Origin of the sequence: Caballeronia udeis (assembly GCF_001544555.2) — a bacterium.
GTDB classification, from domain to species: domain Bacteria; phylum Pseudomonadota; class Gammaproteobacteria; order Burkholderiales; family Burkholderiaceae; genus Caballeronia; species Caballeronia udeis.
In genome coordinates, this window is the sequence record NZ_FCOK02000039.1 from 25,014 (window position 1) to 39,013 (window position 14,000).

At 59.1% G+C, this 14,000-nt stretch carries 12 protein-coding genes; 5 read left to right on the forward strand and 7 right to left on the reverse strand.

Features of this window, described 5'->3' with window-relative positions; all coding sequences use genetic code 11:
* Window positions 1–213: 213 nt before the first annotated feature.
* The 4 genes from AWB69_RS25010 to AWB69_RS25025 all read left to right on the forward strand — a co-directional run bounded on the left by AWB69_RS25010 (window position 214) and on the right by AWB69_RS25025 (window position 4,925).
* Window positions 214–1,005: a DUF4118 domain-containing protein gene (locus tag AWB69_RS25010; protein WP_082913572.1), complete on the forward strand. Its 792-nt coding sequence runs from the start codon at window positions 214–216 to the stop codon at window positions 1,003–1,005.
* On the forward strand, window positions 1,002–1,886 hold the full coding sequence (locus tag AWB69_RS25015; RefSeq protein ID WP_062089511.1) for an alpha/beta hydrolase: 885 nt from the start codon (window positions 1,002–1,004) through the stop codon (window positions 1,884–1,886). Before AWB69_RS25010 ends, AWB69_RS25015 begins: the two co-directional genes overlap by 4 nt.
* 546 nt (window positions 1,887–2,432) lie before the next feature.
* Entirely contained in the window at window positions 2,433–2,756 is a 324-nt protein-coding gene (locus AWB69_RS25020; RefSeq protein WP_062089512.1) for a DUF4148 domain-containing protein, read from the forward strand.
* A gap of 918 nt (window positions 2,757–3,674) precedes the next feature.
* Entirely contained in the window at window positions 3,675–4,925 is a 1,251-nt protein-coding gene (locus AWB69_RS25025) for an ATP-binding protein (RefSeq protein ID WP_331712690.1), read from the forward strand.
* A 165-nt stretch (window positions 4,926–5,090) separates the two neighbouring features.
* Here AWB69_RS25025 and AWB69_RS25030 read toward each other — a convergent pair whose 3' ends face one another.
* The 3 genes from AWB69_RS25030 to AWB69_RS25040 form a co-directional block, all read right to left on the reverse strand.
* On the reverse strand, window positions 5,091–5,993 hold the full coding sequence (locus AWB69_RS25030; RefSeq protein ID WP_062089514.1) for a polysaccharide deacetylase family protein: 903 nt from the start codon (window positions 5,991–5,993) through the stop codon (window positions 5,091–5,093).
* 108 nt (window positions 5,994–6,101) lie between these two features.
* Window positions 6,102–7,397 carry an MFS transporter gene (locus AWB69_RS25035; protein WP_062089515.1) on the reverse strand — a complete coding sequence of 432 codons (1,296 nt, stop codon included), beginning with the start codon at window positions 7,395–7,397 and terminating at the stop codon, window positions 6,102–6,104.
* Between the two features lie 154 nt (window positions 7,398–7,551).
* Window positions 7,552–8,685, reverse strand: a complete 1,134-nt coding sequence (locus AWB69_RS25040; protein WP_062089516.1) for a porin — start codon at window positions 8,683–8,685, stop codon at window positions 7,552–7,554.
* A gap of 254 nt (window positions 8,686–8,939) precedes the next feature.
* Here AWB69_RS25040 and AWB69_RS25045 point away from each other — a divergent pair, with 254 nt between their 5' ends.
* Window positions 8,940–9,839 carry a LysR family transcriptional regulator gene (locus tag AWB69_RS25045; protein WP_062089517.1) on the forward strand — a complete coding sequence of 300 codons (900 nt, stop codon included), beginning with the start codon at window positions 8,940–8,942 and terminating at the stop codon, window positions 9,837–9,839.
* A gap of 51 nt (window positions 9,840–9,890) precedes the next feature.
* Here the strand turns inward: AWB69_RS25045 and AWB69_RS25050 are convergent, their stop codons facing one another.
* From AWB69_RS25050 to AWB69_RS25065, 4 genes are read right to left on the reverse strand one after another with little or no spacing between them, the layout of a single operon-like run.
* Complete coding sequence (locus AWB69_RS25050) at window positions 9,891–10,982, reverse strand: ABC transporter ATP-binding protein (RefSeq protein ID WP_062089518.1); 1,092 nt, start codon at window positions 10,980–10,982, stop codon at window positions 9,891–9,893.
* Window positions 10,983–11,031: 49 nt separating this feature from the next.
* On the reverse strand, window positions 11,032–11,802 hold the full coding sequence (locus AWB69_RS25055; RefSeq protein ID WP_231937223.1) for an SDR family NAD(P)-dependent oxidoreductase: 771 nt from the start codon (window positions 11,800–11,802) through the stop codon (window positions 11,032–11,034).
* A gap of 46 nt (window positions 11,803–11,848) precedes the next feature.
* Window positions 11,849–12,610, reverse strand: a complete 762-nt coding sequence (locus tag AWB69_RS25060; protein WP_062089519.1) for an alpha/beta fold hydrolase — start codon at window positions 12,608–12,610, stop codon at window positions 11,849–11,851.
* Window positions 12,610–13,962, reverse strand: coding sequence for an extracellular solute-binding protein (locus AWB69_RS25065; RefSeq protein WP_062089520.1), 1,353 nt, complete (start codon window positions 13,960–13,962; stop codon window positions 12,610–12,612). The genes AWB69_RS25060 and AWB69_RS25065 overlap by 1 nt, the downstream gene beginning before the upstream one ends.
* Window positions 13,963–14,000 lie beyond the last annotated feature (38 nt).

Genomic DNA, 14,000 nt, shown 5'->3' on the forward strand with positions numbered 1-14,000 from the left:
CCACTCAACTCTGTCAGGAGCCCATAAGTTTGAGCGTGATCGCAACTTGCACTCACCGGTGCAATCACGTCGAGCCATCGGAAATTGCTGCCTTGTGAAGTCTGATTTATCACGCGCCTAAGGAAAGCTTAAGCCTTGGTGGTCTAGTCTATTGTCGGATAAGTCGCATCGTTCGCTGGGGACCGATGTTTATTGAGGGTCAACGGAGCACGAATGCTAAACAACGCAAGGAGTTGGGCGCCGCGAGGCCCATGGCGCTACGCAGTGGCGCTTGTCGCGGCACTTGCCGCTTTCGGCGCCCGGGAATTGATGCATCCTGTGCTTGAAGCGCACATGCCCGCGCTCTTTTTTACGATTGCGGCCGTCCTGGTAGGATTTTTCCTGGGGTTCGGTCCAGCGATACTTGTAGTGACTATCGGGGTGCCAGTCGCGGACTATTTCTTCGTTCCGCCGTACGCAAACTTTAGTTACTTTGATAAAGAGGATGTGATCCTTTTTGTAGGGTTTCCCGTAGCTACGCTTTTGTTCCTTGGCATGATCGAGTGGCTTCGACGAACCCAGCATGAAGCGAAACTTTTCGCAGAGGTCGCCAGATCTCGGCATCAAATGCTTTTACGCTCAGACAAGCGAAGAAGAAGTGCCGAGGCGTCGCATTTGATTTCAGACCGATTGCTCCGGCAGTTCACGGACGAAAACGCAGATGTCTTATATGTAGGTAAAGTCGGATCGTCCTACGAGTATGTCAGCGAATCGCTTCACCAAGAGATTGCTCCTTTGGAAGGGGAAGCCGTCTCAGCGCGATTGATGGCGACATTTTCCGAGAGCGACGCATCGACGTTCGCCGCCGCGTTCGAGCAATCGAGCGACTTGGGCACACGAAGTTGGCAGGTGAGCTTGCCTCGCCGGAATCCGGCTCTTTCTGATTTGATGTGTCAGTTGGAGCGCTTCCCCACCGCCCACGGTGCCTACCTGATCATGAAAATTCCCTCAAAGGCTGTCGGATGAGCGAGCAAGACGTCTTGATGCAGGACATTTTTCATCCGGCAAGTAGTCGAAATCACGCAGTCTTGCTGCTCCATGGATTGCGAAGCACGCCGCAAGAGATGGGTTACCTCGCCCGAGCGCTCGCCAAGCAAGGTTTTGCCGTCCATGCTCCATACCTTGACGGTTACGGACTTGGAACCCCGTGCACCACGTCGGTTGAGTGGCGCGAACAGGTCAGAGCGCACTACCAAAAACTCACCTCTGCGTACGGCAGCGTTTCAGTAGGCGGTCTATGCATTGGGGCGACATTGGCGCTGGCTCTTGCCGTAGAAGAACCTGAACTTCTGGCACTGTCGTTGCTGTCCGTGACACTGAACTACGATGGCTGGACCATTCCCTGGTATCACTGGATGCTTAGCCTTGCTTACAAAACACCCATCCGGAATTTTTACAGTTTGCCCGAGCGCTCACCCTATGGCTTAAAGAATGCGGCGCTTCGAGCGAAAGTGGCGAAGAGCATGGAGCGTCAGGGTGATTCCGAGATTGGCGCGGCCAGCTTGTCGATGCACCATATTTTTGAAGCAAGGGCGCTGGCGCGCTACGTAACGAAGAACATCAGGACCATAAAAGCGGATTGCTTGTTGATCCACGCGATAGACGACGATATTTCCACGACGGCCAATGCGGACCTCGTATATTCGGGTGTGGGTTCGCAACGACGACGCAAGATATTCCTGGATGACTGTTATCACGTGATCACGATGGACAATGAACGTGACCTCGTCGCGCGCGAAACACAATACTTCTTCGAGGAAGCCGCCGACCTGAACAGGGATCGGTTAAATGAAGCTAATGCCCCAATAGCGCTGCGACACCGGCGCCAACAATCTTCTGTGCACTGAAAGTGATAGAACTAACGTCGGATGATTCCGGCGCAGTACACGGACTGCTGCACCGATACGCCATTGGTTTCCAGCCTCGCTACGGAATAGAAAAACTGGCGCAACTTTCTTGCTACGCATTTGCGACGGGTAACCGTTCCGGTTGTATGGATGTTAGCGCCTCAGCGCGTTGTAGCTTGTCATCATATTTCTACTCAGCACCCTGCAATCAACACTGTTTCTTCCGCTGGGGCTATCGCTGTGCGGCGGGGCACGTCGTTCTCACACTCGGTGGGAACAAGCCTTGGTGACATAGGGATACACCGAGCGTTGGTGCGTGCGTGCGCCCCCCATCCCGGCGGGTTGTCACGGATGGAGAGCCGCAAACGTACAGGACCGCGATCTTTGACGACGCTTAGGTTTTATGAAAAATAAAAACGATGCCGGCTCGTTTTTCTCGCTTACGCCAATCGCTTAATCATGCGTTAAGCGTGTGTACTTTATCGTGTGCTTACCGGTTGCGAACAGGGCTGTTCGTGACGGTAGAAATAGTGGAGGTATCAAATCATGAAGATTCTTTGTCAAGCCTTTTTTGTAGCCGCCGTGCTGGCGGCTCCAGTCGCCGCATTTGCTCAACAGTCGAACACGCCGGTGACCCGTGCTCAGGTGCGTGCCGAGTTGGTTCAGTTGGAAAGGGCCGGCTACAACCCTGCTAAGCGCGACACTACCACCTATCCAGATGACATCCAGGCCGCCGAAGCCCGTGTTGCTGCCCAGAATGATGCGGAGCATGCGGCAGACACCGGAGTGGGTGGAGTGACAGGTGGTGCAGCGCAGTCGGGTCACCATTCCGCATCTGCAAACTGGGAACCGCTTTACGGACACCACTGATACCCTAGAGCTTTTTGCAAGCAGTCCTCGACACGTGGCAGGGCAAAAACAGGTGTGCTTCCGCAAACAATCGCGAGAGCACACTTTTTTGAATTTTGGAGCGGACCAGATCGTAACCATACGTGGCGTCGGCTATCGTCTGAGTGAGTTCCGTCGTCGTTAAGGCGTACAGGAGTAGTTTTACTTAAGCATCTCTTAAGTCTGCTTGTTCTAGCATCTGCAGGAAAGTTGACGACGGTTGTCGAGATTGCGAGTCTGCCCAACCGGATACAAACGAAAATCTCCAATGCAGGCGTCGAAAGCGATGAGCCGCATTCGCATGATCAAAGGTTTTCGGGAGCGTGCTTTTTCGAACGTCGCCATGTCGCGAAGCGCAAGACATCTCCTCACATTTACTGATTGGGCTGCATATTGTTGGCGCGCTCACACATCGGTTCTTGTTTAAAGGCAGAATTGTTCTCCGAATGTTGTGACCAGGTAGATTCCACGTGCAACTTCGATGCTCGGCCCAGCCACAAATCGTTCTCGATCGTTTAGGCGGATTGGCGGTTGGTTCTTGTCGGCCCACAGGCTGTGGGCAGTGCAAGGACCATGTCACACCCCGTCGAACTATGGTGCACAGCGAAACAGCCGGGTGACCGTCTACTCGACGGCTCAATTAAATGTTGTCCGACAAACGAGAGTAAATGAACATCCGCAGAAAAGCGTCGTCATCGATGATGATTGGATAGCTTCGCAATCGGGCAATGAACGACACGCCTCGGAAATCGGGGTGAGTGTAAGGTAGGCGACTCAATGTAGGCGGCGACGCCGAGCGAGGTTAGATTGAAATCAGTGCGCGCGCAGCTTTTAGTGGGGCTCGTTTTGGTCCTTGGCCTAGCGACGGTGATCGCGGGGTATGGAATTTTCCGAAGTGCCTTGGAAGAAGCCAACGAACTTTTCGACTACGAACTTCGCTCCATCGCACTCTCTCTGCCGCCGTCTGTTGCTGCCACTGAATTGATAACCCACCCGGATAGAGATGTCGAGGGACTGGATGATGAGCGAGTCGTCATTCAAATCTGGGATGCGCAAGGCAAGGAAATCTACCGTTCGGTTCCCAGCGCACAGTTTCCATTGCAAAAACCCGGCTTCCACTCGATAGAGATCGGCGAGAAGCACTTTCGCGTGTTTGGGGTACAACAATCGTCTCGATTTGTGCAGCTTGCGCAACCGACTTTTGTTCGAGATGAATTGGCATTGAAGCTTGCCTTGCGAACCCTGTGGCCTTTGTTGACCGTGCTTCCCTTTGAAATAGCCTTCGTCCTGCTTATCGTGAGACGGGCTCTGCGCCCCGTGAATACTCTTTCAAAGGCCCTTGCGGCACGCTCCGTCGAAACATTGCAACCCATTGAAAAGGATAGTGCGGTGCCGACCGAGGTCCAGCCGCTCGTTGACGCATTGAACGGCATGCTCATACGATTACGTGGAGCGCTCCAAAGCCAACGCGTGTTCGTCGCCGATGCCGCGCATGAATTGCGAACGCCGCTAACGGCGCTCAAACTTCAGATTCAGGCCGCCCGGCGCGATGGATCCGTATCGTCTGACCCTTCTTGGCTACAGCGATTAGAGGAGCGAGTAAACCGCGCGATTCACTTGGTGCAACAACTTCTCGCACTAGCGCGAGAAGACGCGGAGTTTACCGCGCGAGAGGGAAGGGTTGATCTGCCAATCATTGCGTCCCAGGTGATCGGCGAGCTGTCAATTTTAGCGGAGGACAGGAAAATCGACCTCGGATTGGAATGCGTCGGCGTAGCACGGTCGAACGATAGAATAATTGTTCGTGGCGACGAAAACTCGCTGATCACTCTGCTTACCAATCTGGTCGACAACGCGCTTCGCTACGCGGGTGCTGGTGGGCGAGTTGATGTAAGGGTTACGGTAACTTCGGGTATGGCCGCGGTCGAGGTAATCGACGATGGACCGGGCATTCCGCCAAGCGAGTTGGAGCGCGTTCTGGATCGCTTCTATCGCGCCGCGAACACGACCGGACAAGGAAGCGGGCTAGGCTTGGCCATTGCAGCCAAGATAGCCGAAAAGCATGGCGCATCCTTTGAAATACAGAACCGTACTGATGGCACGGGCCTGCGCGTGCGTGTGAGTGGCCTCCTGTTGGCCACTCAGGTTTAAGCTTGAATGAGCTGGCGCTGCGCATGCTCGACATCCACACGCCCGTCGAGCATGCAACTTCCATCGGCTGTGGTGCAAATAGCGATCAACGAATCGGTTAGAGTGTCGGTCTGACTGATTTGAGAGCCCGCGATGAGCAAGCTGAAACCCTCTCCTCAATCCGCTCTATTGCGCGTGTTCAAGCGCCCACTGTGCGACGTCCCGGTGTGTTGCGAACCAAACCTTCGGATGCGACTGCGCGTGCCGGATGATTTCTTCAAGAATCCAGATCCGCGAACGGTAGCCGGTCACATGCGGATGCATCGTCAGCTGGAAAATTCCGCCTTCAACGTAGGCGGCGTCGAACTCGCGGCGAAAGATATCGTACACGTCGGCGGGGGACGTGTAGGGCCGTATCGCTTCGAAGCGGTTCATGATGAGATAAGCGCCGTCGTCGCGGATCCACTCGACCGGCAACTCCACCAGTCCGCTCGGCACACCGGCCTCGAGCAACTCATAGCAGTCGACGTCCGCCATTAGCGACGAATCGTAGCGCAATCCCATCTCACGCGCGATCGAGAGGGTGTTCGGGCTGAAATCCCACGATGGTGTGCGCATGCCGACCGCGCGCTGCCCCGTGATCGACTCGAGCGTATCCGCCGAGCGCAGCAGCAGATCGCGTTCGGCCTCATGCGGCAAGATGGAATTCAGTTCGTGGATCCAGCCGTGCAGGCCCACTTCATGGCCTTCGCCGACAATGCGCTGGGCCTCCTCCGGATGAAGCAGCGCGGTCACCGCCGGCACGAAGAAGGAGGCGGACACGGCATGCCTGCGCAACACCTCGAGAATGCGCGGCATCCCCGCACGGCTGCCGTACTGCCCCCAGCTGAGCCGGCCGATAGAATTTCCACCCTCGCGCAATTCGCTCGTTTCGTGATCGCAGTCGAACGAGAGTGCGACCGCGCATTGGGCCCCGGCCGGCCAGGCCGTAGGACGAAGCGCTCTTCCGGCGCGAACCTGTTCGACCAATTTTCGCCAATGGTGGTCGGGCCATTGCCAGGGTTGGGCATGCGAGTCGTTTGTGTCCATCGAAGCGTCCTTGTTGACGGTTGTGCTGCTGTTAAAGAGAAGTATTCAGGCCGGTCTGGCTAGTCGCATAAAGGGACGCGCATGCCCGCGTTCCGGGCGCGGCGAGCGTCATACCGGAAGCTTCTTTTCGTAGTCGATGCCGAGCGAGCAGAGCAACAACCCGACGCCGGTCGCGGCGAAAAACATCATGGCGAGGAAGTACGAGCCAGTCGCCTGCACGATCGCGCCAACCAGGATGGGCGCGCCGATGCCGCCGATCGCAGCCCCCAGGTTCAGGAATCCCCCGAGCGTGCCCACTTTGGCGCGCGTGCCGAGCAGCGGCGGAATGCACCAGTAAAGGTTGCCCCAGCGCAAGAAAAACACAGTGCACGATAGAAGCACGACGACAAGCGTGGTGCTCGACAAGTAAGCCACCGAAAACACCGAGACCGTGGCAATGACGGCGGCGATTCCGAAGATCGTGCGCAACACCGTATTCGGTCTGCCGCCCGAGGCCAGCCATTTGTCCGCGATCCACGCGCCGACGAGTTCTCCGACGAAGCCGGAGAAGTAGATGATGAAGCTCGATCCACCCATCTGGCGGATATCGAGGCCGTGTTCTTTCATCAGATAGCTTGGCATCCACGTGAGCAGGCCGTTGAAGAGCGTGTTGCAGCACATGAACCCAAAAAACATTAACAGGAACGAGCGGTACTTCAGGAAGTCGAGCGCGCGCCCGGAGGCGTCGGCCGGCTCGCGCCTCAACTCCTCGTCGTGCGAACTCTCGATAAACGCGGCTTCGGCTTCGTTGACGGCGGGATGCTCGCGGGGATGATTGCGTATGTACGCCCACGCGAGGGCGCCAACCAGTGCTGTGGCCGCGCCGGCCACCAAGAATGCGATGCGCCACGAACCGAACAACGCGATCAACGCCGAGATCAGGATGGAGCCCACGGCCGCGCCAAGCGGCGCACCACCGTCCATCAGCGAAGCGCCGCGCGTGCGCTCGTTGCGCGTGAGCCATAGTGCGTTGAGCTTGCCGCCGGCGGGCGCGATCGAGGCTTCGGAAAACCCGAGGCCCAGCCGCATGACCAGCAGCGAAAGGGCATTGGTGCAGAATCCCGCGCCGGCCTGGAACGCGCCCCAGATCAGCGTGGCGACCGTGATCACGAGGCGGGGCTTGAAGCGGTCGACCAGCATGCCGGAAGGAATTTGCATGACCGTGTACGACCAGAAGAACGAACTCAGGATAAGCCCTTGCATGACCGGCGAGAGCGTGAACTCCTTTGCGATTAGCGGCATCGCGACGGAGAGTGAAGCCCGGTCCACGTAGTTGACCGTTATCAGCACGAGCAGGAACCAGAAGATCCTCCATCGAACCGATGACTTCCGGGCAGGGGCGAGCGCAGCCATTCTTGTATTCATATCCTTTTCCTATTTCAGTCATGGTGGCCGCCCGGCCGAAACGCGCGGCACGATAAACCGACGAGGCCGGCCGCCGGTAATCAAGTCTTCCGCAAGTTGCTGATAGAGCGCGTTAAACCGGCGTGGTACGAACGGCGAACAACTCGCCCGCAGTTCAGAACTTCACGCGCAGACCCGCGCGCGCGACCCATTGCGTGGTCGTGCTTGATTCCACTGCCGGGAATCCCTGGTAGATATCGGCATTTGCCCCGCCCGAGGCCTTTTGATATGCCCCATTGAAGTAGACGTCCGTGCGTTTGGAGAGGGCGTAATCAGCCAGCAGGTTGACCTGGTTGTACTTCGGTTTCGCGCCGTTGTAGTCCACCTTGCCTTCCGTGAAGGTGTAGCCGGCGCCGAGCGTCGTCGCCGGCGTCACCTGATATTGACCCCAGACTTCATAGTTGTCGAAGGTGACGGTGTTGCCCTTCACCCCGCTTGCGTCATCGAACTTCGTATTCGTATAGGCAAGGCTGAAGCGTGCCTGGCCGATCGTGTACGCGCCGCCCACGCCGATGTTCTGCATATTGCCCGGATTGCCCACGTAGCCGAACGCGCCTTCTCCGTTCGAAACACCCGGCGTTGCGTTCGGCTTGAAACCGCCGTCGGTGAATTGTTGCGCGGGGTTGGTGGCGTAGAAGTACGCAGTGCCCAGGTACAGGGGACCATTGCGGTAATTCGCGCCGCCGGCGATCGTGCTGTTCTGGCGGAAGTTGCCTGCCACGCCGCCGAATGCATACATCACCTCGGCGGTGACGCCCTTCCAGGTTGGCGTGACGTACTTGACGGAGTTGTTCACGCGAAAGGCATTGTCGGTGTTATCGATATCGCTTGGATGCGAGAACAGTCCACCCCACTGGCCGTTGGATGTGGTCGGCGCGACCATGTCGACCACCGGGTCATATTGGCGGCCGATGGTCAGCGTTCCCCACCCTTGATTCGCAAGGCCGACCCAGGCCTGCCGTCCGAATTCGAGGCCGCCCTGTCCAAGCGTGCCGGTAGAGAGGTTGTAGCCGTTTTCCAACTGGAAGATCGCCCTCGTTCCCCCGCCAAGATCCTCGCTGCCTTTCAGACCCCATCGGCTGCCGCCTTCCACGCCGCTTTGCATGGCCCACTGGCTGTGGCCGGCGGAGTTGCTGGCGTAGGTCAGGCCTTCGTCGATCAGGCCGTACAGCGTAACGCTGCTTTGCGCGAATGCCGGCACCGCGAACGTGCTGGAGAGTGCAACAACAATCAGTGATTTTTTTATCATCGGTAGTCCAAATTAACGTTGTGATTTATATATCGATTTTGTGACTGGCCCTGCGCTACAAATTGTGTCTGGAGATCGGGGGTGATTGCGCGAGGCGATCGATGCCATGGGCTGTCTTGCCGCAAACGGACGCATGGGTCAGACCACGTCGGCATCAGTAAAAACGCAACCAATTCAGCGAATCAACTATACAAAGGCAAATTTGACAGGAGATAATCAAAGTTAGTGAAGCTAACTGATAGAGAATTACGATCATGCGCATTTCCTTGCAGCAAATCGAAACCTTTTACTGGGTTGCGCGACTGGGCGGATTTCACGCGGCTGCGCGTCACCAGCATCTCACGCAGCCCACAATCTCGGCGCGCATCCAGGAGTTCGAGGAACACCTCGGCGTGCGGCTCTTCGAGCGCGGCCGGAGTCGCTCCGAGCTCACGCTGGCGGGCCGCGAAGCACTCGCCAACGCAGAGAAAATGCTCAAGCTCGCCGACAATCTCGAACGAATCGGCAAAAGCCGCGACCCCATGCAAGGGCTGCTGCGGCTTGGCGCGAACGAGTCCATCGCTCAGGCAGGTCTGGCGGACTTGCTCACGCATATGAAGACGCGCTACCCGCAGATGAAAATCGAACTCACCATCGATGTCGGCGTGACGCTCGGCCGCAAGCTAGGCGCTCGCGAAATCGACGTCGCAATACTGAACGATTCCACCGATGCTCCGTATGTGGTGGAGACGGCCATCGGACATACCGACCTCCACTGGGTTGCGTCGCCGCAACTCGTGCCTAACCCCATCGCCACGCCTCGCGCCCTTGAGTCTGTTCCCATCATCACCGTCTCCCAGCCGTCGTCGAACCATTCGCTCGTAATGAACTGGTTCCGCAACGCGGGTTGTACGCCGGAAAACATCAGCTCATGCAATTCCCTGTCTACCATGTTGCGGCTTGTGGCGGCGGGACATGCGGCGGCGGTGCTGTCTCCCGCGATCATGCGCTCCGACATCGAGGGTGGGCTGATTCATGTGCTCAACACCGAACGGCCCATCACCCAGCAAGCCTTTTTCGTGGCCTACCAGGAAGAGCGTCATGGAGGGATGGACGCCATCGTAGAACTCGTGAAAGATGTGCTCACGCGCAGCCGCTTACTGATTCCCGATTGACCGCCGCGGCGCGCTATCCTGCGCATCTTGCGCACGAAGCAAACGAAGGATTCATGCGGCCAAGGAATGCTCCCGCTCGATGACGCGCTGTCCGGTTTGCGCATCGAACAGATGGATCGCCTCCGGCCGCGGCGAGATGCGCAAGGTCTCGCCCGGGCGAGCCAGAACACGTTCTCGAAACTCGCAGACAAGCTCGTCCGTGCCCCGGCGAACGTTGACCTGGGTGGCCGATCCGGTTGTTTCGACCACCACAACCTCGGTTGGCGTGCCGTTCTCCGTAGCGGAGAAATGCTCGGGCCGGATGCCAAGGATCACAGGCCGCGGGCACTCCACGGCGAGCCGGCGCCCAAAGGGCACCGTGAAGCCGCTCGCGGAACTGAACACCGTCCCTTGCTCGCCGTCGACGAGGTCACCCTCGATGAAGTTCATGGCCGGGGAGCCGATGAAGCCCGCGACGAACACGTTGCGCGGCTGGTCGTAGACGTCGAGCGGTGCGCCTACTTGCTCGACTACACCGTCGCGCATCACGACGATCTTGTCGGCGAGCGTCATTGCTTCGACCTGGTCGTGCGTGACATAGATGGTCGTGGTGTGCAGACGCTGGTGCAACTGCTTTATCTCGGTGCGCATGGCGACGCGCAGCTTGGCGTCCAGATTCGACAGGGGTTCGTCGAACAGGAAGACTTGCGGATCCCGCACAATCGCGCGCCCCATTGCGACGCGCTGGCGCTGGCCGCCGGAAAGCTGGCGGGGATAGCGCTCAAGAAGCGGGCCCAGCGCCAGGATCTCGGCGGCGCGCCGTACCCGCTGCTCGATTTCGGCCTTCCGCACGTTGCTGATTGTGAGCGAGAAGCCCATGTTCTCCCCCACGGTCATATGCGGGTAGAGCGCATAGTTTTGAAACACCATCGCCATGTCGCGGTCCTTCGGCGACAGGTCATTGACCACTCGTCCCGACACGCGGATCTCGCCCGAGCTGATGGTCTCGAGACCCGCGATCATGCGCAGCAGTGTGGACTTGCCACATCCCGACGGTCCCACCAGCACGGCAAACTCGCCGTCGGCGACATCCACGTTGATGCCGTGAATGACGGCGTGGGACCCGTACGACTTTCGAACATTCTTGATGCTGAGGTCTGTCAAGGCGATGACTCCGGAAAATATGCGGGTGGTGAATGCGCGGCCCTGGGGCTCACGGCATCAGCAGACCGCCGTTGATCTCGACCACTTGGCCGGTCACATAGCCGCTCAATTGATCGGAGCACAGGAACAGGAATGTCCCGACGCAGTCCTCCGGATCGCCGATGCGGCCCATCGGGATCTGCGTGGCGGTGGCCTTGAGCTGTTCCTGTGACGTCACCCGGTCCTGCATGTCGGTCGTGATGACACCGGGCGAGACGACGTTCACCCTGATGCCGTCGCGCGCATGCTCTTTCGCAATCGAGCGTGAGAACGTGGACACAAACGCCTTGGCGCCGGCGTAGACTGCGGACCCTGCGCCACCGCCGGTCCGCCCCGCGACCGAGCTGACGTTGATGATGTTGCCGCCGCTATTCTGCTTGCGAAACTGCCGGACGGCCGCGCGGCATGCGCTGAATACCGGCCGCACATTGATTGCCATATGACGCTCGAAGAGCTCGTCGGGAAAGTCTGGGAGACTCACCCGGGAGATCTGGTCTCCAGCGTTGTTGATCAGCACGTCAAGCCGCCCGAAGGCCGCGACGGTCTCCTGGATCAGCCGGTCTGCGGCGCCCGGCTCGGCAAGATCAGCCTGGACGATGCGGGCGCTGCCGCCGTGTTCTTCAATATAGGCGGCGACCGCTTCGGCCTGTGCCTGGCCGCTGCGGTAATGAACTATCACTTTCGCGCCCTGCGCGCCAAGGCCTTTGGCCACCGCCGTGCCGATGCCACGGCTGGCGCCGGTCACGAGGCACGCCTTGCCCGCGATTTCGTTCAGAGTCATGCGAGTTATCTCCATTGTTGGATGCTGGTTGCGGCCGGTGGCCGGTTCATGGGCGCGCGGCCAGCAGGAAGGGCAGCGCGACCTCATGGAACGCGTCCGCTTGTTCGATCTGAGGCGTATGACCGGCATCCTCGATGATCGCCAGCGCAGCGCCCGGGATACGCTCACGCATCAGCTCTCCGTGCTCGGGAGTGCGCGCGCGATCGTGCCGTCCCTGGACGATCAGCGTCGGCACCCTGATGCCCGAAAGCTGCCCGAGCGTGTCGTTCACGGCATTGGAGCGGGCTGCTTCGATAGCCGCGACAGGCGTGGCTCCGAGTGCAATGCTGCGGAATCTGGCTAGCTCCGCGTCGGACGGAGGATGCAGAAAGAAGCCGTTGACGACCGGGGTTATCGCGGCTTCATCCCAGGGCGCGGCCTCCATGGCGTCGGCTTTCGCAAGCGCCGCTGCAGGGTCTGCGGTCGTTGCACCGGTTGCGACGAGCAACAGGCGCCCGACGCGCTCCGGGTAGCGGAGCACGAAGTGTTGGGCCACGACGCCTCCCATGGATCCGCCGACCAGCGTGATTCGTGCGATGCCGCGCGCATCGAGCAAACGCGCGAGCGAGTTCGCAAGGCCGGTCATGGTGTACGGTCCGCTCTCGTCCGCCGATGCACCGAAGCCCGGCAGGTCTGGCGCCACGCAGCGAATACCGGCTGCCGCGAGCCGGCCGGCGGTCGGCTTCCAATACACCGACGACTGGCAGAACCCGTGCAGGAAAACCGCCGGGGGATTTGCGCCGTCGTGCTCCAGCGTGAAATAGCTCATCAGCTTGCCTCTTTCTTCAGTTGCTGCGCTTTTTGGGCCGACGCGGTAAGTGCCGCGAGGGGCGTGGTCTGGCGCATCAACACTGCCTGGATCTGCTGCTGCGTGAAGCGATCCCATTCGCTATACCAGGTGGTGCTGATGTTCTCCCGCGTCCGGGCATGCGCCATCTGCTGCTGGAAAATGGCTGGCTCGTAGCCGAGTTGTTTCTGCGAGGCTGCGATTTGCGGGTCCGTGTCGAGCGCCTTGAACGGATAGCCGACGCCATACTTCAGGTACCAGGTCTCTGCAGACGAGTACTGCCCGTGGGCGTCCTTGCCGCCAAGAAAATACATCAGACGCCAGGCTGCGTCGCGGGACTTCGTCTGGGAACTCATGCCATACAAGCGCGCCCATCCCATCGGACCCTGGCCGGCATCCTTGAGCCCGGGGAATCTCGTCATGTGGATCTTGCCGGCGCGCTTGCTGTACTGCGAATTGTTCGAGCGCGGAAAGACGTTGCCGACATTGGACGTGAAGATGCCCTGTCCGCTCAGGAACGTGTCGCGCACTTGGGTATCGTCGAGCTCAAGGCCGCGCGGGTCCAGGATCTGCGAGCCATGCATTGCGTCGAGCATCCATTCGAGGACACTCAACGCGGTCTTGTCCTCATTGGGGAACACTGGATCCATGGCGGGATTAAACATGTGCCCGCCGGAGGCGAATACCATGGACCAGAACTCGCTCAGCCCGTCCACGTTCGTCTTGTAGCCCTTGAGTATCGGGTACTGGGCGATGCCGGCCTTCTTCACCTCCAGCGCTGCGGTCTTCAACTGGTCGAGCGTGACCGGTGCTTCTTTCACGCCGGCTTTGTCGAGTGCCGCGCGGTCGTAGATGTAGACGTAGATGTCACCATAGTAGGGCGTTCCGTACTGCTTGCCCTTGTAGAAGAGCGCTTCGCGGTCGAATGGGAAGATGTCCTTATTCAACGCGTCGAGCCCGGGCAGGCCGTCGACGGGCTGTAACCAGCCGGCGTCGACCCACGCGCCGAGGTCCGTGTCGCGCACGTAGAACGCATCCGGCTGGGAGCCGGCATTGAAGAGCGCGATCATTTTCTCGTTGTACAGCTGCATGTCCAGTGGCGTGTAATTCACCTTGATGCTGGGGTTCTCGGCCATGAACTGCTTGAGCCGCTGTTCAACCACCTGAGGCTCGAAGGCCCAGCCCGCAAACTGAACGGCAACGTCGGCCGCGCGTGCGGAAGACATCAGCCCGAGGTTGCCGACGGTGGCGCCGGCGCCGGCGCCGGCAAGCGCAGACAGCGTCAGGAATCTGCGGCGGGACATCGGACTATAAAGATCGTCATTGGGCGGCATCGCGGTCCTCCTTGAGGCCATGAGATTGCGCTAAACGG

Excerpts from the sequence above, each read along its gene's own strand:
- AWB69_RS25010 (WP_082913572.1), top strand. The coding sequence starts at position 214 with ATGCTAAACAACGCAAGGAGTTGGGCGCCGCGAGGCCCATGGCGCTAC.
- AWB69_RS25015 (WP_062089511.1), top strand. The coding sequence starts at position 1,002 with ATGAGCGAGCAAGACGTCTTGATGCAGGACATTTTTCATCCGGCAAGT.
- AWB69_RS25020 (WP_062089512.1), top strand. The coding sequence starts at position 2,433 with ATGAAGATTCTTTGTCAAGCCTTTTTTGTAGCCGCCGTGCTGGCGGCT.
- AWB69_RS25030 (WP_062089514.1), bottom strand. The coding sequence starts at position 5,993 with ATGGACACAAACGACTCGCATGCCCAACCCTGGCAATGGCCCGACCAC.
- AWB69_RS25035 (WP_062089515.1), bottom strand. The coding sequence starts at position 7,397 with ATGAATACAAGAATGGCTGCGCTCGCCCCTGCCCGGAAGTCATCGGTT.
- AWB69_RS25040 (WP_062089516.1), bottom strand. The coding sequence starts at position 8,685 with ATGATAAAAAAATCACTGATTGTTGTTGCACTCTCCAGCACGTTCGCG.
- AWB69_RS25045 (WP_062089517.1), top strand. The coding sequence starts at position 8,940 with ATGCGCATTTCCTTGCAGCAAATCGAAACCTTTTACTGGGTTGCGCGA.
- AWB69_RS25055 (WP_231937223.1), bottom strand. The coding sequence starts at position 11,802 with ATGACTCTGAACGAAATCGCGGGCAAGGCGTGCCTCGTGACCGGCGCC.
- AWB69_RS25060 (WP_062089519.1), bottom strand. The coding sequence starts at position 12,610 with ATGAGCTATTTCACGCTGGAGCACGACGGCGCAAATCCCCCGGCGGTT.
- AWB69_RS25065 (WP_062089520.1), bottom strand. The coding sequence starts at position 13,962 with ATGCCGCCCAATGACGATCTTTATAGTCCGATGTCCCGCCGCAGATTC.